This window comes from Erythrobacter sp. JB1-7, assembly GCF_057365015.1.
In genome coordinates this window covers 1,913,916-1,936,914 of the sequence record NZ_CP200291.1, presented here as the reverse complement: position 1 = coordinate 1,936,914, position 22,999 = coordinate 1,913,916, and the positions used below count along the sequence as shown (strand labels likewise).

16 protein-coding genes and 1 pseudogene are annotated in these 22,999 nt (G+C 59.2%); 8 read left to right on the top strand and 9 right to left on the bottom strand.

The features are described 5' to 3' along the window. Positions 1 to 4: 4 nt before the first annotated feature. Both AC0V6W_RS09415 and AC0V6W_RS09410 read right to left on the bottom strand, forming a co-directional pair. Complete coding sequence (locus AC0V6W_RS09415; RefSeq protein ID WP_486149372.1) at positions 5 to 862, bottom strand: undecaprenyl-diphosphate phosphatase; 858 nt, start codon at positions 860 to 862, stop codon at positions 5 to 7. Between the two features lie 58 nt (positions 863 to 920). Beyond that, positions 921 to 2,651 carry an ABC transporter transmembrane domain-containing protein gene (locus tag AC0V6W_RS09410; RefSeq protein WP_486151544.1) on the bottom strand — a complete coding sequence of 577 codons (1,731 nt, stop codon included), beginning with the start codon at positions 2,649 to 2,651 and terminating at the stop codon, positions 921 to 923. 362 nt (positions 2,652 to 3,013) lie between these two features. Here AC0V6W_RS09410 and AC0V6W_RS09405 point away from each other — a divergent pair, with 362 nt between their 5' ends. Continuing rightward, complete coding sequence (locus AC0V6W_RS09405) at positions 3,014 to 4,285, top strand: polyhydroxyalkanoate depolymerase (protein WP_486149370.1); 1,272 nt, start codon at positions 3,014 to 3,016, stop codon at positions 4,283 to 4,285. 55 nt (positions 4,286 to 4,340) lie between these two features. Next, entirely contained in the window at positions 4,341 to 5,414 is a 1,074-nt protein-coding gene (locus tag AC0V6W_RS09400; RefSeq protein ID WP_486149368.1) for a DUF1176 domain-containing protein, read from the top strand. Between the two features lie 3 nt (positions 5,415 to 5,417). Here the strand turns inward: AC0V6W_RS09400 and AC0V6W_RS09395 are convergent, their stop codons facing one another. Further along, on the bottom strand, positions 5,418 to 6,671 hold the full coding sequence (locus tag AC0V6W_RS09395) for a TonB-dependent receptor plug domain-containing protein (protein WP_486151542.1): 1,254 nt from the start codon (positions 6,669 to 6,671) through the stop codon (positions 5,418 to 5,420). Positions 6,672 to 6,869: 198 nt separating this feature from the next. Next, positions 6,870 to 7,022, bottom strand: a pseudogene (locus tag AC0V6W_RS09390) (TonB-dependent receptor plug domain-containing protein); the annotation flags it as partial. Between the two features lie 472 nt (positions 7,023 to 7,494). Here AC0V6W_RS09390 and AC0V6W_RS09385 point away from each other — a divergent pair. Further along, positions 7,495 to 9,588, top strand: coding sequence for a PQQ-dependent sugar dehydrogenase (locus AC0V6W_RS09385; protein WP_486149366.1), 2,094 nt, complete (start codon positions 7,495 to 7,497; stop codon positions 9,586 to 9,588). On the opposite strand, the gene AC0V6W_RS09380 is transcribed toward AC0V6W_RS09385, so the two are convergent. Then, positions 9,585 to 10,178 (bottom strand): DUF4126 domain-containing protein, encoded by a 594-nt coding sequence (locus AC0V6W_RS09380; protein ID WP_486151540.1) that lies wholly within the window; start codon positions 10,176 to 10,178, stop codon positions 9,585 to 9,587. The two genes, AC0V6W_RS09385 and AC0V6W_RS09380, sit on opposite strands and share 4 nt — an antisense overlap. Positions 10,179 to 10,419: 241 nt before the next feature. Here AC0V6W_RS09380 and AC0V6W_RS09375 point away from each other — a divergent pair, with 241 nt between their 5' ends. Further along, on the top strand, positions 10,420 to 10,758 hold the full coding sequence (locus tag AC0V6W_RS09375) for a hypothetical protein (RefSeq protein ID WP_486149364.1): 339 nt from the start codon (positions 10,420 to 10,422) through the stop codon (positions 10,756 to 10,758). 116 nt (positions 10,759 to 10,874) lie between these two features. Here AC0V6W_RS09375 and AC0V6W_RS09370 read toward each other — a convergent pair whose 3' ends face one another. The 4 genes from AC0V6W_RS09370 to AC0V6W_RS09355 form a co-directional block, all read right to left on the bottom strand. Beyond that, positions 10,875 to 12,056 carry an acetyl-CoA C-acyltransferase gene (locus tag AC0V6W_RS09370; protein WP_486149362.1) on the bottom strand — a complete coding sequence of 394 codons (1,182 nt, stop codon included), beginning with the start codon at positions 12,054 to 12,056 and terminating at the stop codon, positions 10,875 to 10,877. A gap of 107 nt (positions 12,057 to 12,163) precedes the next feature. Beyond that, positions 12,164 to 12,613: a MaoC family dehydratase gene (locus AC0V6W_RS09365; protein WP_486149360.1), complete on the bottom strand. Its 450-nt coding sequence runs from the start codon at positions 12,611 to 12,613 to the stop codon at positions 12,164 to 12,166. A gap of 125 nt (positions 12,614 to 12,738) precedes the next feature. Continuing rightward, entirely contained in the window at positions 12,739 to 14,133 is a 1,395-nt protein-coding gene (locus tag AC0V6W_RS09360) for a DUF5935 domain-containing protein (protein ID WP_486149358.1), read from the bottom strand. Next, positions 14,130 to 14,366: a hypothetical protein gene (locus AC0V6W_RS09355; RefSeq protein WP_486149356.1), complete on the bottom strand. Its 237-nt coding sequence runs from the start codon at positions 14,364 to 14,366 to the stop codon at positions 14,130 to 14,132. The genes AC0V6W_RS09360 and AC0V6W_RS09355 overlap by 4 nt, the downstream gene beginning before the upstream one ends. 152 nt (positions 14,367 to 14,518) lie before the next feature. On the opposite strand from AC0V6W_RS09355, the gene AC0V6W_RS09350 reads away from it, so the two are divergent. The 4 genes from AC0V6W_RS09350 to gltB all read left to right on the top strand — a co-directional run bounded on the left by AC0V6W_RS09350 (position 14,519) and on the right by gltB (position 22,972). Further along, the gene (locus AC0V6W_RS09350; RefSeq protein WP_486149354.1) at positions 14,519 to 15,262 is read left to right on the top strand and encodes a class I SAM-dependent methyltransferase; all 744 of its coding nucleotides are present in this window, start codon (positions 14,519 to 14,521) and stop codon (positions 15,260 to 15,262) included. Between the two features lie 2 nt (positions 15,263 to 15,264). Continuing rightward, positions 15,265 to 16,527 carry a TIGR04063 family PEP-CTERM/XrtA system glycosyltransferase gene (locus AC0V6W_RS09345; protein ID WP_486149352.1) on the top strand — a complete coding sequence of 421 codons (1,263 nt, stop codon included), beginning with the start codon at positions 15,265 to 15,267 and terminating at the stop codon, positions 16,525 to 16,527. A gap of 57 nt (positions 16,528 to 16,584) precedes the next feature. Beyond that, a complete protein-coding gene (locus AC0V6W_RS09340; protein ID WP_486149350.1) occupies positions 16,585 to 18,033 on the top strand; it encodes a hypothetical protein in 1,449 nt (482 codons plus the stop codon). A gap of 274 nt (positions 18,034 to 18,307) precedes the next feature. Then, positions 18,308 to 22,972, top strand: coding sequence for a glutamate synthase large subunit (gene gltB / locus AC0V6W_RS09335; protein ID WP_486149348.1), 4,665 nt, complete (start codon positions 18,308 to 18,310; stop codon positions 22,970 to 22,972). Positions 22,973 to 22,999: the final 27 nt, after the last annotated feature.

The following is a 22,999-nucleotide window of genomic DNA, read 5'->3' as shown; positions in this document are numbered from 1 at the left end:
CGGATTAAAACAGGTATAACAGCGCAATACCCATGGCCACCCGGTACACTACGAATACCATCATTGATGCGCGCTTAAGGAAGTTCATCAGGAACGCCATCGTCAGGAAGGCCGCGATAAAGGTGAAAACGCCGGCAATCAGCGCGTCCAGCGCAAGCTGCGTTCCGGCCTCGAAAATCTCCGGCACAATCAGCACGCCTGCGCCTGCCACGGCGGGAATGGAAAGCAGGAAGGAAAACCGCGCTGCCTCCACCCTTTTATACCCCAAAGCGCGCGCCGCCGTCATCGTCACACCGGATCGGCTGGTGCCCGGAATAATGGCGAGCGCCTGCGCAAGGCCCACAATCAAACCGTCGCGCCAGGTCATATCCTCAAACACCTTAACCTCGCGCCCGAGATAATCGGCCAGCCCCAAAAGCAGCCCGTAAACGATCAGGTTGAAAGCGATAAGATCGGTAAAGCGAATGGAGCTCATCAGATCGCCATCGATAATCTCCACGCCGAACACGCTGGCCGCGATACCGTTGAACAGCCCCATCTTGATCGACAGGCCAAAAGCGACCGCGGGGATAGTGCCCAGCACAATCCACCAGAACAGACGGCGTTCGAACGGGGCGTTGGGCGCTTTGGCCCCCACCCCGATACTGGCAAAGCCACCGCGCGCCAGAACCAGCACATCTTTGAAGAAATAGACGATAATCGCGAGCAAAGATCCGACATGCACCGCGACATCAATCAGCGGGCCCTGATCGGGAAAATCGGTGAAAGTCGGGATCAGGATCAGATGCCCTGACGATGATATCGGCAGAAATTCGGTGATCCCCTGCACCACGGCGATGATGAGCAATTGAAGCAATGTCATGGTGCGCACGCAATGGCAGGGGCGCGGGTCAAGTCAATACGTCTATACCAAATGGCCGTTAAACCGGCTCGCTTTCTCCAAATTGCAGCTTTGCCAGCCGCGCATACAATCCGCCTGCCGCCGTCAGTTCAGCATGGGTGCCCTGTTCGGCGATGCGGCCCTTATCAAGCACGATGATCCGGTCCGCTGCCCGCACTGTCGCCAGCCGGTGCGCAATCACCAAAGTCGTGCGCTGCGCCATCAGCACATCGAGCGCCTGCTGCACCAATTGTTCGCTTTCGGCATCCAGCGCGCTGGTCGCCTCGTCCAGCAGCAGGATCGGCGCATCGCGCAGCAAAGCGCGCGCAATTGCAACGCGCTGGCGCTGGCCGCCCGACAATTGCGTGCCCCCTTCGCCAAGATATGTGTCCAGCCCCTCCGGTAGATCGCGCAGGAACGTCTCTGCATTGGCTGCGCGCGCTGCATCCCAGATCGCATCCTCGCCCGCATCCCAGCGGCCATAGCGCAGATTGTCGCGGGCATTGGCGCTGAACAGCACGCCTTCCTGCGGGACAAAAGCGATCCGCGCGCGGATATCGGCAGGGTCAGCCTGCTTCAATGGCACTCCGTCCAGCCGGATCGTGCCGCCCTGCGGATCGTAAAACCGTTCAACCAGCTGGAACAAAGTGGATTTGCCCGCGCCTGATGGCCCGACAATCGCAATCGTTTCGCCCGGTTCAATCTCAAGGCTGAAATCGGACAATGCGGGCGTTTCGGGCCGCGCAGGGTAGCGGAAAGTCACATTGCGGAACGACAGACTGCCGCGCGGGGGATCGGGCAGTTTTTCAGCACGCTGCGGCGCGGCAATATCGGGCTTCGCTTCCAGCAATTCGGCAAGGCGGCTGGCCGCGCCTGCCCCGCGCAGCAAATCGCCATACACTTCGGTCAAAGCGCCAAACGCGCCCGCAACGATCCCGCCCGTCAGCACGAATGCGGTGATCGTTCCGCCGGATATCACCCCTTCGGATACGGCGGTCGCCCCGCGCCACATCACCAGAGTGATCCCGCCGAAAATCAGCACAATCACAATCGACGTCATCGCCGCGCGCAGCATGATGCGCTGGCGAGCGGTTTCAAATGTGCGTTCAACCACGCCTGCAAACCGTTCGCCTTCGCGGTCCTCCTGGCCAAAGCTCTGAACGACTTTCATCGCGCTTAAAACTTCGGTGACATACGCGCCCACATCGGCGACCCTGTCCTGGCTGGAGCGTGATATAGCTCTGATCTTGCGGCCAAAAAAGACGATGGGCGCAAGCACCAGCGGAATGCCGATAAGCAGCCCCAAAGTCAGCGTCGGCGCAAGATATAACAGCAGCGCAGTGCCGCCTATCGCGGTCAGCATATTGCGCAAAGCCACCGAAACCGTCGTCCCCACCACCGTTTCGATAATGGCGGTGTCCGATGTCATCCGGCTGGAGATTTCCTTGGGGCTGTTATCCTCATAAAAGCTGGGCGACTGGCGCAGCAGGTTGCGCTGCACCTTGGCGCGGATATCGGCGACCACGCGTTCACCGATCCAGCTAACGAAATAGAACCGCAAGGCGGTGCCAACGCCCAAAATCACGACAATCATCAGCAGATATTGGAACGCGGTGGCAATCTCTTCCGGCCCCGCACCCCCTCCAAAGGCATCATCCACAATCACTTTGAAGCGCCAGGGTATGGCCAAAGTCGCGCCTGCGGTGACTATCAAGGCAAGCAGCGCCCAGCCGATTTGCGCCGGATATTTGCCCGCCTCGCGGTACACCATTGTCAGCGGGGCGAGCGAGCGGGGCTTTTTTACAGGCGGGTTTTTCTCAGCCGCGTCCCCAGCGCCATCGACAGCGACAACCGTATCGCCAGTGCCAGTGCCAGTGCCAGCGGCCTTAACGCCAGATATGTCTTGGGGTTCGCTAGCCATTTCAGCGCTCACTTAAGGACAGTGCGGCCAAATTTCACGTGCAAAAAGCGCCTCGTCCCCGTTCCATTTAGGGAACAGATACAAATTGTGCATTGCACAATGGCGATAAAGCGCCCACTTTACGAGGCAAGCTATTTAAGGTTTCGCGCGTAATCCGGACGCGAACCGCACGGTCAGGCCGCCTTTTGGTGCGGCGCACAAAGGGGCACGCAATGCTTTACCACGCCTATGAACTTCAACGCAGCTGGATGAACAGCGCCAGCTCTTTGGCTGCGATTGGATCATCCATGCTGTCCAACCCGGCCAATCCGATGGGCTATATGGGCCTCAGCTCTATGGCGGCCAATGCGCTTGATGTGTTTGCCCATGCCACCGCGCCTTATGCAAAGCCCGCCTTTGGCATCACCGAAATCGAACAGGACGGCGCGCCGGTATCGGTGATTGAAAGCACTGTGCTCAACCGGCCCTTTGGCGATCTGAAACGCTTCCGCCTCGAAGGGGTGGATGTAGTGGACGGCGAAGCCACCAGCGCGCGCCCCAAATTGCTGATCGTTGCGCCGATGTCGGGCCATTACGCCACTCTGCTGCGCGGCACGGTGGAGCGGATGCTGCAATCGTGCGAGGTCTACATCACCGATTGGGCCGATGCGCGCACGGTTCCCCTGCACGAGGGGCATTTCGATCTGGATGATTATATTGATTATCTGATTGAATTTTTAGAATATATCGCCGCGCAATCGGGCAAAGGCCGGGCCAAGGCAAGCCGGCCGCACATGATGGCGGTGTGCCAGCCATCGGTGCCCGCTTTTGCAGCGACCGCTCTGCTAAATCAGCGAAAATCACCCGCCAGCCCGGATACACTCACTATGATGGGCGGGCCGATTGATACCCGCGAAAGCCCCACGACTGTCAACGATCACGCGATGAACCGTCCGATTGAATGGTTCCGCCAAACGGTGATCGCGACCGTGCCGATGAATTATCGCGGTGCGGGCCGCCGGGTCTATCCCGGTTTCATGCAGCTTTCTGCGTTTATGAGCATGAACCTGCAAAGCCACATGATGAGCCATTACGAGATGTTCAAACATCTGACCGCTGGCGATGCGCAAAGCGCGCAGGCGACCAAGGATTTCTACGACGAATACCGCGCGGTTTGCGATATGACAGCGGAGTTTTATCTCCAAACGGTCGAGGAAGTGTTCCAGAAACACTCAATCCCGAACGGCACATTCGAACATCGCGGCGAAATCGTCGATCTGGGCGGGATCACGCACACCGCCTTGCTGGCGGTCGAAGGCGAGCGGGACGATATCTCCGGCATTGGCCAGACCAAAGCTGCGCTGAAACTCACGCCCAATCTCGATGAGAGCAAAAAGCGCTATTACATGGCCGAAGGGGCCGGGCATTACGGCATTTTCAACGGCAGCCGCTGGCGCGACAAGGTTGCGCCCGTGGTCGAGGAATTTATCGAAGCCAATAGCTGATCGGGTGCGCGGGATAGTTGCGGCGCATTAAGCCTGCATCTGCTAGGCTCATGCAATGTCGATTATCCTCGCTTTAAGCCTTGCTGGCGCTGCCAGTTCGCCCGATGCCAGTGCGTCCGGTGCCGCTGCGCCCGATGCCTATCCGGTTGCTAGCATCCCTGAGCCAGCCGAGTTTCGCGACTGGATCATCGCGTGCAACAATGTGCGCCATTGCGAAGCCTCTGCTGGCAAGGAAAACGGCGCAGCCCTCGATTGGACCTTATCCGTGGTGCGCGGCGCTGACGGGGATGCCGCACCCATTGTCAGCGCGGCCCCCGCTTTCGAAGTCTACAGCCAGCCCGCTCGTATCCGTGTGGATGGCGTGATGACCCGCTTTACGCTCAATGATGCAGGCTATGCCGAGGGCGATCCGGCCGCATTTCTCAAAGCCATCGCCCGCGCTCTTTCTGCTGAGGTTGTGGCAGCTGACGGCGAAGTGGTCGGCAGGTTGCCCGTCATGGGCGCCACTGCCGCTTTGCGCTGGATGGATGATCAGCAGCAACGCGCAGGGACAGTAACCGCCATTCTTGCAACCGGGCGAAAGCCGGCAGATGCGGTTCCCTCAGCGCCCCCTTTGCCCGTGATTGACCAGCCAGCCCCCTCCGCCGCGCCGGCCCGCACACTCGATGATGCGGGCATCGCTGCGGTAAAAGAGCTTGCGGAATGTTCCTATGCTCCGGGCGAGAGCGAATTTTTCCGGCTGGATGCAGGGCATAGTCTGGGGCTTATCCCGTGCAATCTGGGCGCGTATCAGGGATATTCGATGGCGGTCCTGATTGATGAGGCAGGCGATTGGTCTTTTGCCCCGCTCGAACAGGGACGCGCCTGGCGCGAGGATTTTCGCCCTGTTGAACCGTGGATGGTTTCGGGTGTGACCACGGCAGATTTCGCCAGCGAGACGCGTATGCTTTCCGGATTTGCAAAATATCGCGGGCTTGCCGATTGCGGAGACAGCGCGGCATGGGCGTGGGATGGGGCAATGTTTCGCCTCGCCCGGTACAACGAAATGCGCGAATGCCGCGGCACTCCTCCGGGTGATTGGCCCTCGCTTTGGATAACGCAGAACGCTGCCGAACCCGGCTCGCAATAATCGCTACATTTTCGCGCGCAGCCCGGCGAATACGTTGCGCCCCGGCTCGGTAAAACCGGCAGCGCGGGTGAAATCGGCATTGGCCGCATTGCGCAGCGATCCAAACAGCTCAAGGCCGTCTGAGACAGACCAGCTTGCATCCAGACCCAGCGTCTCAAATCCCGGATTGCGGACAAGTCCGGTTGGCACAGAGCTGTCATTGAACGCGCTCACAAATTGCGCGTGCCCCGTGATCGCCAGCCGCGCCGAGGCCTGCCAACGCACCGCCAAACGCCCGGTCCATTCGGGCCGAAACCGCAGCAGCGCTCCATCATCAGACCGCGATGTCTGATACGTCAGAGCCGCGCGCGCGGTGATATCGCCTTGCCGCGCGGTGCCGGAAAATTCCGCCCCTTCCACCTCGACCCGGTTGCGATTGACATTGGTGAACAGCGCAGGCTCAAAATCGATCAAATCGCGAAAAGTGGAGCGGAAATAGGTGGCCGACACAGCCAGCGGATCATCCGGCTCGCCATAAGAAATGCCTGCATCAAAAGTTTCGCTGCGCTCGTCTTCAAGATCAGGATTGGCAATCAGCGGAAATCCCAGCGCGAACAGGCTGGGCCGTTTGAACCCGCGGGCATAATTGGCAAGCAGAAACGCGCCAGACCTACCCAAAGCGATGGCGGTGCCAAGGCGCGGGGTCCAGCGCGCATCGCTGCCTTCGGGCCAGTCCGCGCGCAATCCGGCGGACAGCTCAAATCCGCGCAAGGCTTCCGCTTTGGCGGTTACGAACAGGCCGGGCATATCGCGCTCAATGGTGAAAGCCGTCGGGATCAGCACTCCGAAATCGAGCGTCCCTTCGCTGACCCCATCCTCGCGCGAATAAGACGCGCCGCCTTCGATGATCAGCCAATTGCCCGATGCGTATTCGATGCTCGCCACCGCTTCATAGCGTTTGAGGCGGCTATCGGTCACAATCGGCGGCACCGGATCAAGCGCGCCGATCGCGGCGGATGTGCCGATACCGGGTGAGGCGGAGGCAAGCTTGCTTTGCGAAAAGCCCAGCCGCATATTCGCGGTGACACCTTGCCCCAAACGCGCCGCCATTGCCGCGCCCAGCGCCACCTGTTCGCGCTCGCGCGGCTCGAGCTCGCGGATCACCGCAAGCTCAGGCCCGCCACTATCTTCGGGAAAACCGATGGAATTGCCAGCGGCATAAAGCGCAAACAGATCAAGGCTCGCATCCGCGCCCAGATCGGGGCTGGCTGCGGCCATCACGCTCGTGCGTTCAAGCGTGCTGCCGGGGTTCAGATTTGCGCTGTCGGAATATTCCGCCGCAATGCTCAGCGTACCAGCATCGCCGCTTAATCCCGCAGCGCCGCCCAACAGGTAACGGCCCCCGCTGCCAAGCCCTGCATAAGCGGATAATCCATCCGCGCGCGCGCCCAGTTCCAGCGCGATCACTCCCGATAAAGCATCCGCGCCGTAAGCGGTGGATTGCGGGCCGGAGATCACCGTGAGGCTGCGCACCAATTCAGGCGGCACAAGCGTGAAATCAAACCCGCCTCCGCTCGAATTGAGCGGATCATCCACACGCACGCCATTGATCGTGACAAGCGCGAAATTCGGCTCTCCCCCCTTATCGCAACATAGGAACCCGCTCCCGGCCCGCCATTTTCAAACGCCACCACACCGGGCAGCAGCGACAGATCCTCGGTTACCGATAGGGCGCCCGCCAGCGCCAGCCGGTCAGGCCCAAGCGTTTTGACAGAGGCCGGATTGTCACGCGCCGGATCATCAAGGCTGGCTTCAACCACGATTGCGCCATCTCGCGTTGGGGCTTGCTTCGGGGCTTGCTTCGGGGCCTGCTCCGAAGATTGCTCCTGTGCCTGTGCCGGGAAGGGTGCGGCAACAAAGGAGGCGGCCATAGCGGCGCGGACAAGCGGCTTTGGTAGATTTAACATTTGAACGGGTGATATTCGCTTTTGGCAGGGGCGCAGGAATGGTTTAATTGCTTAATCAGATTAGACGGTTAATGCCGCAAAAATTTTACGATCCGGGCCGATTTATGCATAGAATTCTGACAATAGCGATCAGCGTGGCCATCGCTGCCTTGGCATTGGCTGTGGGGCATTTCGCCGCCGATCTGGTGCACACAGTGATCCGCGTGGTGCTGCCATTGCCATCGGTGACCGTGTCGGGCGAGGATCTGATTACGACTGTCAAATACCTTGTGGGGGCGAGCATTGCGGTGTTCGCGCTGGTGTCTGTCTTCAATCCTGCGCCCCTGTTTGACAGCGCGCGGCGCACAGCGGTGCAGATCTTTGCCTGGGGCGCGGCGTGGGGCAGCGGATCGCTAGCGCTGTTCTTTATGAGCGCAAGCGTCTTTCCCCATCAATTGCTGGTCGGCGCGTTTGTCGTTGGCGTCGCGCTTTTCATCATCGGATATGGCGTGTTTGGGCGCGATCACACCGCGCCCATCTTTGGCCGCGCCTTTGGCGTTATCGGCGCGCTGTTTGGCCTTTTGGCAAAGCCGCTTTCCTGGCTCGCCATTCTCATCACGCTCGCCCCGCTGATTGCTGCGTTTATGTATGTGAAAAGCCAGGATTTCCGCGACGCGGTGGCAGAATTTCGTATCCAGCAAAACGTCTCGGTTGATGGCGATTGGATGACAGTACCGGTCAACACGCAAACCCAATTGCTCCAACCCATCATGATCCGGATGGAGCCGGGCAGCGATGCATCCATGCTGGTGCTCGAACGCGCCGGGCGGCTTTACCGGATGGGCTATCCCGATAACGGGACCAAGGAATTGCTGATCGATTTCGCCGATCAGGTTGGCGAGGTGAACCTGGAAAATGGCGCGCTTGGCTTTGATTTTGACCCGCGTTTTGGCGATGGACAGCACGATTTCGTCTATCTCTATTTCACCAGTTTCACGGCCGATGCGCAGACCAATTACCTTTCGCGCTTTGATCTGTCGGCAGGCGATGCCGACGCGATCCTTGCCACGCAGTATGATCTGATGGCCATTGGCCGCCCGCCCACGCAATATCACAATGCCGGCCACGTTGAATTTGGCGCAGATGGAATGCTTTATCTCGCGATTGGAGAGCTGGATATTGCGGACAGCCATCAGACCATCGACACCACTTTGGCAGGCGGGATCATGCGTATCGACGTGATGAACCAGGGCGGCGAAGTATCACGCCCAATCACCCGTCAGCCCGAAAACGGCGTGACACAGGGCTATTCGATCCCGCTCGATAACCCTTATGCCGGGCGAGACGATGTGCTGGGCGAGTTCTTCGCCCACGGCCTGCGCAATCCGTTCCGCTTCGCCTTTGACCCGGCCAATGCCAATATCTGGGTGGGCGAAGTTGGCTCAACCGTGTGGGAAGAAGTCAATGTCATCGAGGCGGGCAAGAACTACCAATTCCCGTTCGTCGAAGGACGCGAGGCGACCACCGTTCCCAAACCCGATAAGGTCGAAGGGACCGAGCAAGGCCCGGTCTACACCTATCGCCACACCGCCTATGATCGCTCCGTCATCGGAGGCATCGTCTATCGCGGATCGCGCTGGCCGGACCTCGACGGGAAATACATTTTCGGCGACAATTATTCGGGCACGTTCTGGGCGATCCCGGCGGTGAACGAAGTCACCGAAGTCGCCGAGACTTTGGGACAGGCAACCAAATACGCCCAGCGCGGCTTTACCTCGCTTATCCAGACGCCTGATGATCGCATTTTGATAACGGTGATGGGTTCCTCCTCCTCGCCCAATGGCGCGATTGTGGAATTGGTGCGCAAAGATGCGGGCGCTGAGGCCAGCATTGGCGGCGGCGGCGAGGCAGCAGGCGTGGCCGAGGGCGCGCTTTCCTCAGCCGCCATCCGCGAAAGCTACATCACCAATTGCGCGCGCTGCCACGGGGTGGATGGATATGCCGACGGCCCCGATGCAGACATGCTGGAAGAAGCGGGCGCCCGGCCGAAAAGCTTCCACTCAGACGAATTCGCAAGCCGCAGCCGCGATCATGTGCGCACCGCCATCGTGGGCGGCGGAGAGGCCGTGGGCATGTCGGGCCTGATGCCCCCATGGGAAGGCGTGCTGACCGAAGACGAGATTGACGCAATCACGGATTACATCATCGCGATGCGCGAGGAGGAGAGCGGGGAGGCTGGCGGCAACTAGGTCTTGGGCGATCTGAAAAACACCCGCTTCACCACCCTACTCGCGGCCCACAAAAGCCCCAGCGCTAGCACCAACAAAACCGCTGCAACCCCAGCGGCGGCAGTGGGATATTCATACGCCACATAAAGCAGCCCCACGGTCGCCACGTCCTCTGCGCTGGAAGTGACCAGGTTGCTTACCGGCTCTGGCGAGGTGTTGACCACTGCACGCGCGGAGGCTTTGCCGCCATGCGCCAGAAAGCTCGCCCCGCCGCCTAGCAGGAATGCAATAACCTGCGTTGCAGGATCAGATGGGTCAACAATCGCCAATGCCAGCAAAGCGCCGCCAACAGGACGGATAAAGGTGTGCACGCCGTCCCACACGCTATCGAGCCACATGACCTTGTCGGCAAAAAACTCCGCGCATGCCCCCACCAGCGCGATCCCCATCACCCACGGGTTTTCAAGCACGGCAAGGCTGGCCAGATGTTCGGGCACAGGCAACGCGTCCAATCGCATCGCCAGACCAGTGGCGAAAACGCACAGATACAGCCGCCAGCCCGACAAAAGGCTGACGCTGCCTGCAATGCCGATGATTTCCATGATGCCCATGGTCTTCGATAATGCGATATCGCGCACGGTTTGGCCAGCCGGCGCTTACAAACATCGAAAGTATCTGATTTATAGTCAAATTTCTGAGCTCAAGGCATTGACCGCCCTCGATTGGTCGCGCCTCATGCACACTTGCAACCGTTGGTCATAACACGAAGCACGGCTCGCCCTATTCAATTGAACGATCACCAATGGCGCCTGTTGGTTTGGTAAGGTCACACGAAATGAAAGGAGAATGACCATGACAAAGACATTCACCACCGCCGCCGCCGCTGCGATTGCGCTTATTGCTGCACCAGCCGCCGCCGACGATGAGCCCAGCATTACTGTTCGTGCGGATGTGCTCGAAGAAGCACCCAATAACGACTCAAACAGCTTCTGGCTCGATTACAAAACCGATATCAGCGAGGCAGAGCGTGAGCTGAAAAGCGACCTTGAACGCGCGAGCGATGAAGAAGATCGCCGCGAAGCCTATGCGGAATATTACAGCGAAATTCGCGATGCGAAAAGCGATTACCGCGAAGAAATGACTGAGCGCGGTTACCGCGTGGTCGATTTCCAAGAAGAGCCGGTATTGTAAACATGCCAGTGCTGAGCGGAGCATAACTCCGCTTTATCGCACACATGAAAAAAGGGCCGAACCTCCAAGACTGGTTCGGCCCTTTTTGTATCTTACGCTCTGGAGCGAAATAAGGCTTAGAAAACCTCGAACAATCCAGCAGCGCCCATGCCGCCGCCGACGCACATGGTGACGACGACATATTTCGCGCCCCGGCGCTTGCCTTCGATCAGAGCGTGGCCGGTGCAGCGTGCGCCTGTCATGCCGTAAGGGTGGCCGATGGAGATCGAGCCGCCATTGACGTTGAGGATATCGTTATCAATGCCCAGCTTATCTCGGCAATAAAGGACTTGGACAGCGAACGCTTCGTTGAGTTCCCACAAACCGATATCGTCCATTTTCAGGCCCGTTTGCTTGAGCAATTTGGGGATCGCGAAAACGGGGCCAATGCCCATTTCATCAGGCTCTGTGCCCGCGGCCGCCATGCCGACATAGCGGCCCAAAGGCTCGAGGCCTTTTTGTTCGGCAAGCTTGGCTTCCATCAAAACGCTGGCCGACGAGCCATCGGAAAGCTGCGAGGCATTGCCCGCTGTGATGACTTTATCAGGGCCCATAACCGGGTTGAGGCTTTGCAGGCCTTCCAATGTGGTGGAGGGGCGGTTGCCTTCATCTTTGGTCAGAGTGTGCTCGACCATTGAGATTTCGCCGGTCTCTTTGTCTTTCACACCCATAGTGGTGGTGCATGGCACGATTTCATCGTCAAACTTGCCCGCTTCCTGACCAGCAGCGGTGCGCATTTGCGATTGCAGCGCATATTCGTCCTGCACTTCGCGGCTGATATTGTACCGCGCAGCAACCGTTTCGGCAGTGCTGAGCATGGGCATGTAGACATCCTTGTGCATCGCGATCAGCGATGGATCGGGTGCGACACGCATTTCAGGCGTCTGGACCATCGAGATGGAATCCTGACCGCCGCCCACGACAACATCCATATTGTCGACCACAATCTGTTTTGCAGCGGTCGCAATCGCCATCAGGCCCGATGAACACTGGCGGTCAATTGTTTGGGCTGCAACGGTAACAGGCGCCCCGCCGCGCAGCGCGACCTGGCGGCCGATATTGCCTGCTTGCGTGCCTTGGGTAAGGACTGCGCCCCACACAACATCATCAACTTCGCCGCCTTCGATGCCGGCGCGCTCTACCGCAGCTTTATAAGAGAATGAGCCGAGCGTTGCGCCCGGTGTGGCGTTAAATCCGCCTTTATACGCGCGGCCAATGGGCGTGCGGGCGGTGGAGACGATGACTGCGTCACGTGACATATGAAATTCCTTTTATTCGCGCATGAGTCCCCGCGAAGGCGGGGACCTTTTTCAATCTGGCGCGTGGTTGATAGAGGCTCCTGCCTTCGCAGAAACTCACAGAGGAGTTAAACGAAATACTGCGTGATCCATTCGCAGATCAGAGCGGGTTTTTCCTCGCCTTCGATCTCAATGGTGATTTCAGCGGTCTGCTGCCACTGACCGGGGCGTTTTTCGATCATTTCAACCAGCTTCCAGTGGCCGCGAATGCGCTTGCCCACACGAACAGGCGCGATAAAGCGGGTTTTGTTGCCGCCGTAATTCACGCCCATTTTCACCCCGTCAAGCTTGGGCATATCGCTGTTCGCGCCAAGATAGGGGATCATCGAAAGCGTCATGAAGCCGTGGACAATGGTGCCGCCAAACGGGGTCATCTTGGCGGCTTCTTCGTCGATATGGATGAACTGGTGATCGCCTGTCGCATCAGCGAACATGTTGACCTTTTCCTGAGTCATTTCGGTCCACTCTGAGGTGCCGATATTCTCGCCCACCTTGGCGGCCAATTCCTGTGCGTTCATGCTGTGTCTCCTCTACCCTTACGCTTGCAAGCAACGCGCCGCGCAAGCCGGTTTACGTTTACGTTAACTGGCCACCTTATTGGCAGGCGATTGAGCAGAACGCAATGATAAAGGTAAGGAGCGGTTTATGCCGTTACGGCATCCTCGCTTGGCTCATCTGCACTGGGGCGGCGACGATGCCGACGGGGCGGCGATGCGCTGTGATCGGCCTGTTTATCGAGCAGCCGGGTATAGCTCCACAGCCCCGCCTGAAACGCCAGGATCAGCATGATGAATGGCTGGAAGGCAATGCCGACAAACAGCGCGCCGACCAGATAGATGATATGCGATTGCTGCAAAGCCATGGCGAGCGGCGAGATCCAACTGTCATGGTCGCCTGTGCGCCCTTTCCAGCCCTTATACAGCCTGCGCATATGGAACAGCCCGATCAGATGCAGCAGGCCAAACAGGCCAAGCCCCGGCCAGCCCTGTTCGCCCAGCATCTCAAAATAGCTGGAGTGATAAGCGCGCGCTTTATCGACGACCGTCTTTTCGCGCGTGACCGATGAATTGGCGCCCTGGCTTTCCTTGACCAGATCAACCTCAATCGAATTGCTGCGATAGGCGGTAAATCCTCCGCCCATGGGATTGTCGAGCGCATAGTCAAACGTCCATGCCCACACCGCAAGGCGGCTGGAAGCGGATTGGTCGCCTTCGTAATTCTGGATGGTCGCCATCCGGTCGGTGAAAGAAGATGGCAGGAACGGGATCGAGACAATCAGCGCAAATCCCATCAGCGCGCCGTACAAAACCCGGTTCTTCATCTGCACCAGCAGCAACAATCCAAACACCGCCAGACACACAAGACCCGTGCGCGCGCTGGTGCCGATGGGGATCAGAATGGCGGCAAAGGTGTAGCCAAGCGCAAACGCCTTGGTCCGCCAATCGCGCGGGAACACTTTGCCATGGGTCGCCAGCCACCAGATCATCGGGATCGCCGTGATCGCAGCGCAGGCGATGATCGAGCTTTCATAAAGGCCCGAATTGTCATCCACCAGCAGCCGCAAAGTGCCGTATCCGCCCCCGCCCAGAAACGTCTTTACCCCGCCATTGATGACAATCACAGCCAGCGCGAGCACATAGAACAAGATCGCCCCCTCTATCCGCATTCGCGATGTAAGAGTGAGCGGGAGGAAAGCTGCAAAGATAAGCGATTTCCACACCCAGGCCCATTTCTCTGCCGCCGAATCGGGGAAATCCGCCATCCCTGTGGTGATGTAGCAATAGAGCAGCAGCGCCATAATCAGCGCCTGCGCCATGCCAAAGCGCGCTTTGCCCTTGGTGCGGTCAAACAGCAGCCAGCCGCCCACCATCACGCCAAATGCGATCAGCGACATTTGCAGGTCTGCAAGGATCTTTGTGCCGACTTTGCCGGGGGAGACGATCTCTACATAGAGATACAGCAGCACCCAGACGAATGGCTGCCTGAGGCCAAACAGCAAAAGCACCGCGAAAAAGGCGAGAAGAAACAGCTCTGTCATGAACCGCGCTCCGCATTACTCTGCGCTTGCATTTGCGCGCGCCGGCGCGCCAGCCGCCGTGCGGAGGGGGACAAGGCCGCCTCTTCCGCCGCTCCAGCATCTGCGCCATTTGCCGCTTCGCCACCGCTTTCGGGCAAATCCGGATCGGCATCCAGATCGGTGCGCAGCATCAAGCGAAACGCCGCGATAAACAAAATCGCATGCACAAAGGCAATTGTAAGAATGTTTACCATCGGTGGGCCTTGGTCTTCTCAGCTGGTGCAAATCATGCTCTGACCCGCATAGGGAGTGGTAACGATTTTCGTTTAACAGGCTCCTAAGCGCTCGCCATCTTTAGCATGGTTTGAGCGTTTAGCATAAGCGCGAAGCGAGGCGATTGAGTTTGATGATTGGGTTCTGGACATCTGTATCCGAGCAGCGCCGCGCGTGGTTTCCTGCCGATACCCATCCCAATCAGATCCTTGAAGCTGAGGTGGAGCGGCGGCTGTCGCACGGCTGCACGGTGCTTGATATCGGCTGCGGACGCACCGCGCCTAACTTGCGCAAACTGATCGGTAAAGCCGGCGCGTTATACGGCATTGATCTTGTCGATTTCACCGTGTCCGATCCCAGTCTTAAGCTTTACACCAACAATATCGGCGCCATGCGCGATATTCCCGATGACGCCATCGACATCGCCTTTTCGCGCGCTGTGATGGAGCATATCGACAATCCTGACGAAGCTTTTGGCGAGATTGCGCGGGTTCTGAAACCGGGCGGGGTGTATATCTTTGTAACGCCGAGCCTTTATGATTACGGCACGCTGATCGCGCGGATCGTGCCCAATCGCTTCCATGCAAAAATCGTCCGCATGACAGAAGGCCGGGCCGAAGAAGACGTGTTCCCCACCGTCTATGCCTGCAACACTTTGCGCACACTGGACGCGCAAACCAGCAAAGCCGGGTTGAATGTGCGCGAAGGGCGGTATCTGGGCCAATATCCCAGCTATTTCATGTTTAGCCGCGTCCTGTTCTGGATCGGCAGTGTCTATCAAAAAGCAATTGAGAAATTCGACCTCACCCAGCCCTTGCAGGGTTGGATTTATTGCGTTGTCGAGCGCCCCTTGGCGCCAACCCAAAAGGCTGTGTAACCATGCGTGTTCTCCACGTTCTTGACCATTCCTTGCCGATCCATTCCGGCTACACTTTTCGCACGCGCGCCATCCTGAAAGCGCAGGAAGGCCTCGGCATCGAAGTGCGCGGGGTCACCGGCCAGCGGCACGAGATTGACGCGCCCGAACCATCCGCGCCGGGCGCGGTGGACACCTGCGATGGGCTTACCTTTTACCGCACCGCTGGTACGCCCACAGGGCCCACGGGCCTGTCTGAAATGCGCGAGATCAAACGGCTTAGCGATAGTATCAAAGCGGCCGCGCGCGATTGGCGGCCCGATATCCTGCACGCGCATTCGCCATCCTTGAACGGCGCAGGCGCGCTGCAAGCGGCGGGCGCGCTGGGCATTCCGCTGGTTTATGAAATCCGCGCATTCTGGGAAGACGCAGCGGTTGGCAATCGCACTGGCCAGGAAGGCTCGGCCAAATACCGGCTCACCCGTTCACTGGAAACCCAAGTGGTCAAACGCGCCGATGCCGTGTTCACCATCTGCCAGGGGCTGCGCGATGATCTGATTGCGCGCGGAATTTCAGGCGGCAAAATCGGCGTAATGCCCAATGGCGTGGACTTATCGCTGTTTGGCGATCCGCCGCCGCGCGATGACGGCTTGGCCGCCGAATTGGGCCTTGATGCGGGCACGCCTGTCATCGGTTATATCGGCAGTTTCTATGATTATGAAGGTGTCGATGGCCTGATCGCGGCCATGCCGATCCTGCGCGAAAGCCACCCGAGTGCGAAATTGCTGCTGGTGGGCGGGGGCGAAATGGACGCGGAATGGCGCGCTGCTGCTGCTGGCCTGCCCGATCCGGATGCGGTTATCTTCACAGGCCGCGTGCCGCATGCCGAGGTTGAGCGGTATTATTCGCTGATCGATGTGCTCGCCTATCCGCGCAAGGCATCGCGGCTGACCGATCTGGTCACTCCGCTCAAACCCTTGGAAGCGATGGCGCAGCGGCGCCTGGTCGCGGCCTCTGATGTTGGCGGGCACCGCGAATTGATGACGCATGGCGAAACCGGCACTTTGTTTGCGCCCGATGATCCGGCGGCTTGCGCGCACGCCCTTGCGGACTTGCTAGACAACCAAAGCGGGTGGGATGCCATGCGCGCCCGCGCGGCGGAGCATGTGCGCAGCCGTCATGACTGGGCTATCAATGCTGAGCGTTATGCCTCTGTTTACCAACTCTTGTTAGCTGAGAGCCAAAGCGGCCAAAGCGCGGCCTCCCAGCCCGCTGCCGCACAATAGGCGCATTGGGGCATCTGCCCCCTTGCGCATCGGCAGCACGGGGAGCACATCAGGGTTATGCGCGCATTTTCTCGCAAGACAAAAACCGAGGACACGCCTCGATCAGGCAGCCGCAAAGCGGGCGGCCTGGCGATTGCTTCGCATCCGATCTTCACCCCTGCGCTGACCGGATGGGCTGCGGCCATTCTTGCGCTGGTTGTGTTGGTGCTGCCAGCATCGCTGATTGCGCGGCTTGCAATGGTGAGCGGACTTGAAATTCTGGGCGATTTTGCCCGGTTCGCGCTGGCTGTGATTGCGGGCCTTGTGGGCGCAGGCATCGGATATGGTCTCGCGCGGCTGCTGAAAGGCGAATTGAACCGCACTGCCAGCTATGACGCTGATGCTGCAGCTGGCAATGATGGGGCCGGCAACGAAGCGGCTGATGCGATCGAAGATGCCGAATTTGAAGAGGCCGATTGGGAGGATGACGGCGTGCGCCCGATTGATCCCGCGACCGAATTGGGCAGCGAATATCTCGATGCGCCAATCGAAGAAGCGGATTTTGAGGAATGTGCTTCCGAAGAATTTGGCGAAGAGCTGGGCGAAGCCGAAGCAGAAGCGCCTCAAACGCCGCCCGAACCTGCACCCGAACCGAAGGCTGATTTACCAGCGACATCTGGCCGCCGCAGAGGTTTGGCGCAGCTCGCGCGGGCCGAGGCGATGGCAAACGACCCGCAATTGTCCGAACCCAGTTATGGGGCCAGTTATGGGGCCAGCGACGGGGACAATCTGCCCCAAGACGCGCCCGAACCCGAGCTTGAGCCCGAGCTTGCTGGCGAAGCTGACCCCGAAAAAGAAAGCGAAAACGGGCAAGAGCCTGAAGCAGAAGTTTCCGAAGAACCCGCTCCCCGCGCTCTCGCCGATGAGCCTGAACAAGACCCGCATACAGAAAATCGCCCTGCCGGACTGCCCGATGCAGCCGGGGCGCAATCGGCTCTCGATGCACTGATTGAAACTGCCTCGGCCAAGCCTGTCGAACCGCTCAGTGCGCAGGCATCCCCGGTTGAAATGGAATTGGAAGAATTTGGCGCTTTGGCGGGCCGCAATGGCAATTGGGTCGAAGAGGAGGGAGCCGAGGCCGAGCCCGCGCCCGCGCCCGCGCCCGAACCGGAACCCGAACCCGAACCCGAACAACCCGCCCCGTCGCCCGCGCAAAATACGGTCCCCACTGCGCTTGCCCAGCTGCGGGCAAAGCCCATCGAAGACCTCAGCATGGTCCAGATGATCGAACGCTTTGCCGCCGCGCTTGAAGATCGCAAATCCGCAAGAGTCGCTGATCCTGAGGTGACCACCAGCCCGGCCCGCAAACAGGCTTTGGCCAATACCTTAAAAGGGCTCACCGGCGAGGCTGATATGGCCGCGAGCGACAAAGAGCCTTTTTTGGAACCTGAACAACGGGTCGAACGGGAAAATGCCAAGCTGCGTGATGCGCTTGACCAATTGGGTGACTTGCGCGGCGCTGCATAAACTTGGGCGCTTTGCCGCGCCCTATGCAACCGGCGGTGCCTAAAGGCATGCCTGCGCAATCAAACTAAAGCGAAAATATCCACCTGTGAAATAAAGCTACGCTATTCCCCATTGCAAAAACGCGTTTGCGTCGGCAAGAGGGTGGCGAAGGCATGGGAGACGGGCGACACGCTGACAGTCTCACACCCATTGCCTGCCTTGCATGGGTCTGGCCTCCCCTTTCACCAGGGGACGGCGCATCCTGACAAGGCATCTGACAGGATGGATATGCAATATGGGATACCCCAATTCCCAGGGTCTGTACGACCCCGCCAATGAACATGACGCCTGCGGTGTGGGCATGGTCGCCCATATCAAGGGCGAGAAAAGCCACGCTATCGTTGGCCAGGCGCTGGAGATTCTCGAAAAGCTCGATCATCGCGGCGCGGTGGGCGCTGATCCGCTGCTGGGCGATGGCGCGGGGCTGTTGATGCAGATCCCCGATGCGCTGATTCGGCGCTGGGCGGATGAAAAGGGCCACGACCTGCCGCAGCCCGGCGATTATGCGGTCGCCATGTGCTTTATGCCGCAGGACGAAGCATCGCGCGCGTTCTTCGCCGAGCGGTTTGAAACCTTCACCGTGAAAGAAGGCCAGCGCTTTATCGGCTGGCGCGATGTGCCCGTCACTCTGGATGGGCTGGGCGATGCGGTTATCGAATCGATGCCTGTCATCCAGATGGCCGTGCTGAGCCGGGGCGAGGGATGCGCCGATCAAGACGCGTTTGAACGCAAGCTGATGGTGATCCGCAAGCAGGTGCAAAACCCGCTTGCCAAACTGGCTGAAAAGCATGGCCTGGACGGGCTGACCGAGACATATCTGCCCAGTTTTTCCAGCCGCACGATTGTTTATAAAGGCCTGCTGCTCGCCAGCCAGGTTGGCAGTTTCTACGATGATCTGCGCGATCCTGAATGCGTGTCGGCGCTGGGGCTGGTTCACCAGCGATTTTCCACCAACACCTTCCCCAGCTGGCGGCTGGCGCATCCGTTTCGCCTGATTGCGCATAACGGAGAGATCAACACGGTTCGCGGCAATGTGAACTGGATGAATGCGCGCAGGCGAACGATGGAATCGCCTTTGCTGGGCGCTGATCTGGATAAGATGTGGCCGCTGATCCCGCATGGCCAATCGGACACTGCGTGCCTTGATAACGCGCTCGAACTGCTGCTGGCGGGCGGATACAGCCTCGCTCACGCGATGATGATGCTGATGCCAGAGGCGTGGGCGCAAAACGCGCTGATGGACCCGGCGCGCCGCGCGTTTTACGAATATCATGCTGCTTTGATGGAGCCGTGGGATGGCCCGGCAGCCGTGTGCTTTACCGATGGCCGCCAAATCGGCGCGACTTTGGATCGCAACGGCCTGCGCCCTGCGCGTTTCTGCGTGACCAAGGATGATATCGTATGCCTCGCATCGGAAAGCGGCGTTTTGCCCTTTGCCGAAGAAGACATCACGCGCAAATGGCGCCTGCAACCGGGCAAAATGCTGCTAATCGATCTGGAACAGGGCCGCATCATCGAAGACGGCGAATTGAAAGCCGATCTCGCTGCCGCAGAACCCTACGCCAAATGGCTGGAGGAAGCGCAATACAAGCTGGACGATCTAGCGGTTGTTGATCCTGAATTTGAAGAACTGCCGCAGGACGAAAACCAGGAAACGCCAACTTTGCTGCAAGCTCAGCAGGCGTTTGGCTACACTCAGGAAGACCTCTCGCGGTTCCTCGAACCCATGGCGATCAAAGGCGATGATCCGCTGGGATCGATGGGCACCGATACGCCGCTTGCCGTTCTGTCGAACAAATCGCGCGTTCTGTATGATTACTTCAAACAGAACTTTGCGCAGGTCACCAATCCGCCGATTGACCCCATCCGCGAAGAGTTGGTGATGAGCCTTTTGTCGATGATCGGCCCGCGCCCCAATCTGCTGGGCCATGATGCCGGCACGCACAAACGTCTGGAAGTGCAGCAACCGATCCTGACAAACGAGGATCTTGCCAAAATCCGGTCAGTGGAAAGCGCATTGGACGGGGCCTTCCGCTGCGCCACCATCGACATCACGTGGGATGCAGAAAGCGGCGCTGAGGGGATTGAGCTGGCGCTGAAAGAAATGTGCTGGGCCGCGACAGAAGCGGTGCTGCAGGATCACAATATCCTCGTCCTGTCCGACCGCGCGCAAAACGAAAACCGCGTGCCCATGCCCGCTTTGCTGGCGACAGCGGCGGTGCATCACCATCTGGTGCGTCAGGGCCTGCGGATGCAGACGGGACTTGTGGTGGAAAGCGGCGAGCCGCGCGAAGTCCACCATTTCTGCGTGCTGGCAGGGTACGGCGCCGAGGCGATCAACCCCTATGTCGCGTTCGAAACGCTCGAAGATATCCGCGCGCGCAAGCACTCCGATGTGCCGCCGGGCGATGTTGAACAAAACTATATCAAGGCGATTGGCAAAGGCATTCGCAAAGTCATGTCCAAAATGGGCATCTCAACCTACCAATCCTATTGCGGCGCTCAGATCTTCGATGCGGTTGGATTGTCATCCGCTTTTGTCGAGAAATACTTTACCGGCACCGCGACCACAATCGAAGGCATTGGCCTTGCCGAAGTGGCGCAGGAAACCATTGCTCGCCATGCGCAGGCTTACGGGGACAACCCGCTTTATGCCAGCATGCTCGATGTGGGCGGCATCTACCAATATCGCCTTCGCGGCGAAGAACACGCATGGACCCCTGAAAACGTCGCCCAATTGCAGCATGCGGTGCGCGGCAATGATGGCAAAGGCGATGCGAAAAACTACGAGGATTTTGCCAAGTCGGTGAATGAACAGTCCGAACGGCTGCTCACCATTCGCGGCCTGCTGGAGTTTAAGAAATCCGACATCGCCATCCCCATAGAAGACGTCGAACCCGCCAGCGAAATCGTCAAACGGTTCAGCACGGGCGCGATGTCGCTGGGCTCGATCAGCCACGAAGCGCATTCGACCATGGCGCTGGCGATGAACCGCATTGGCGGGCGTTCGAACACGGGCGAAGGGGGCGAGGAACCGTTCCGCTTTACCCCGATGGACAATGGCGATTCCATGCGCAGCCGGATCAAACAGGTTGCCAGCGGCCGTTTTGGCGTGACGACCGAATATCTCGTCAATTCCGATGATATCCAGATCAAGATGGCCCAAGGCGCAAAGCCGGGCGAAGGCGGTCAGCTGCCGGGGCACAAGGTGGACAAGCGCATTGGCGCGGTGCGTCACTCGACGCCGGGCGTGGGGCTGATCTCCCCGCCGCCGCACCACGATATCTACTCCATTGAGGATCTCGCGCAGCTGATCCACGATCTGAAAAACGTACAACCGGAATCGCGCATTTCGGTAAAGCTCGTCTCCGAAGTGGGCGTGGGCACGGTTGCCGCCGGCGTATCCAAAGCCCGCGCGGATCATGTCACCATTTCTGGTTATGACGGGGGCACCGGCGCATCGCCGCTCACCTCGCTCACCCATGCCGGTTCCCCTTGGGAAATCGGTCTTGCCGAAACGCAGCAAACCTTGCTGCTCAACAATCTGCGCAGCCGCATCGCGGTGCAGGTTGATGGCGGCCTTCGCACCGGGCGCGATGTCGCGATTGGCGCATTGCTGGGGGCGGATGAATTTGGCTTTGCCACCGCACCTTTGATAGCGGCGGGCTGCATCATGATGCGCAAGTGTCACTTGAACACTTGCCCCGTGGGCGTGGCGACGCAAGACCCTGTGCTGCGCGCGCGCTTCACCGGCCAGCCGGAGCATGTCGTCAATTACATGTTCTTTGTCGCCGAAGAATTGCGCGCGATCATGGCAGACATGGGCTTTCGCACCTTGGACGAAATGATCGGACGCGTGGACCGCCTCGATATGACGCGTGTGCATCGCCACTGGAAAGCGCGCGGCATTAATCTGGATCGTGTGCTGCACATGCCAGAGCTCGCCTATGGCACATCGCTCCAGCACACCGAAGGGCAGGATCACGGCCTTGGCGCAGCAATGGACAATGCGCTGATTGCCGATTGCCAGGATGCGATCGAGGCGAAAACGCCTGTGCAGCTCGATTACGAGGTCCGCAATGTGAACCGCACGGTCGGCACCATGCTCTCAGGCGAAATCGCAAAAGCGCATGGCCACGAAGGTCTGCCGCCAGAAACGATCCGCATCAATCTGACAGGCGTTGCCGGGCAAAGCTTTGGCGCATGGCTCGCCCACGGCGTCACGCTCGACCTGGTCGGCGATGCCAATGACTATGTCGGCAAAGGTATGAGCGGCGGCCGCATCATCGTGCGCGCGCCCGAAAACGCCCCGCGCAAAGCTGATGAGAACATCATTGTCGGCAACACCGTTTTGTACGGGGCGATTGCGGGCGAGGCGTATTTTGGCGGCGTCGCCGGAGAACGCTTTGCCGTTCGCAATTCAGGCGCAATCGCTGTCGTCGAAGGCGCGGGCGATCACGCCTGCGAATATATGACCGGCGGCGTGGTCGTGGTGCTGGGCCAGACGGGCCGCAATTTTGCTGCCGGGATGAGCGGCGGCGTTGCCTATGTCTATGATCCCGATGGGTCGTTTGCATCGCGGGTTAATCATGCGCAGGTCGATCTGGTGCCAATTGCCGCGGATGCTGATCTGGATGAGGGAACAGGCCGCCCGCAACAACGCGGGCGTTCGGTTCACGATTTCGGCATGGGCGATATGCTGCGTCATGATGGCGAGCGGCTGCGTATCTTGATCGAACGGCATCAATTGCACACCGCAAGCGCGGTGGCGGCTGATTTGCTGGGCGACTGGGAGGCGGCTTTGGGCAAATTCGTGAAAGTGATGCCGCGCGATTACAAAGCCGCTTTGGAAGCTCTGGAAGCAGAGCGCAAAGAAGCAGAAACCGTCGCAGCGGAATAATGAGCAGTTTCATTCGTCATCCCAGCG

Excerpts from the sequence above, each read along its gene's own strand:
- gltB (WP_486149348.1), top strand. The coding sequence starts at position 18,308 with ATGGGATACCCCAATTCCCAGGGTCTGTACGACCCCGCCAATGAACAT.
- AC0V6W_RS09355 (WP_486149356.1), bottom strand. The coding sequence starts at position 14,366 with ATGGTAAACATTCTTACAATTGCCTTTGTGCATGCGATTTTGTTTATC.
- AC0V6W_RS09415 (WP_486149372.1), bottom strand. The coding sequence starts at position 862 with ATGACATTGCTTCAATTGCTCATCATCGCCGTGGTGCAGGGGATCACC.
- AC0V6W_RS09380 (WP_486151540.1), bottom strand. The coding sequence starts at position 10,178 with ATGGGCATCATGGAAATCATCGGCATTGCAGGCAGCGTCAGCCTTTTG.
- AC0V6W_RS09410 (WP_486151544.1), bottom strand. The coding sequence starts at position 2,651 with ATGGTGTACCGCGAGGCGGGCAAATATCCGGCGCAAATCGGCTGGGCG.
- AC0V6W_RS09360 (WP_486149358.1), bottom strand. The coding sequence starts at position 14,133 with ATGACAGAGCTGTTTCTTCTCGCCTTTTTCGCGGTGCTTTTGCTGTTT.
- AC0V6W_RS09405 (WP_486149370.1), top strand. The coding sequence starts at position 3,014 with ATGCTTTACCACGCCTATGAACTTCAACGCAGCTGGATGAACAGCGCC.
- AC0V6W_RS09350 (WP_486149354.1), top strand. The coding sequence starts at position 14,519 with ATGATTGGGTTCTGGACATCTGTATCCGAGCAGCGCCGCGCGTGGTTT.
- AC0V6W_RS09375 (WP_486149364.1), top strand. The coding sequence starts at position 10,420 with ATGACAAAGACATTCACCACCGCCGCCGCCGCTGCGATTGCGCTTATT.
- AC0V6W_RS09345 (WP_486149352.1), top strand. The coding sequence starts at position 15,265 with ATGCGTGTTCTCCACGTTCTTGACCATTCCTTGCCGATCCATTCCGGC.
- AC0V6W_RS09370 (WP_486149362.1), bottom strand. The coding sequence starts at position 12,056 with ATGTCACGTGACGCAGTCATCGTCTCCACCGCCCGCACGCCCATTGGC.
- AC0V6W_RS09340 (WP_486149350.1), top strand. The coding sequence starts at position 16,585 with ATGCGCGCATTTTCTCGCAAGACAAAAACCGAGGACACGCCTCGATCA.
- AC0V6W_RS09400 (WP_486149368.1), top strand. The coding sequence starts at position 4,341 with ATGTCGATTATCCTCGCTTTAAGCCTTGCTGGCGCTGCCAGTTCGCCC.
- AC0V6W_RS09365 (WP_486149360.1), bottom strand. The coding sequence starts at position 12,613 with ATGAACGCACAGGAATTGGCCGCCAAGGTGGGCGAGAATATCGGCACC.
- AC0V6W_RS09395 (WP_486151542.1), bottom strand. The coding sequence starts at position 6,671 with ATGGCCGCAGCCAGCCCCGATCTGGGCGCGGATGCGAGCCTTGATCTG.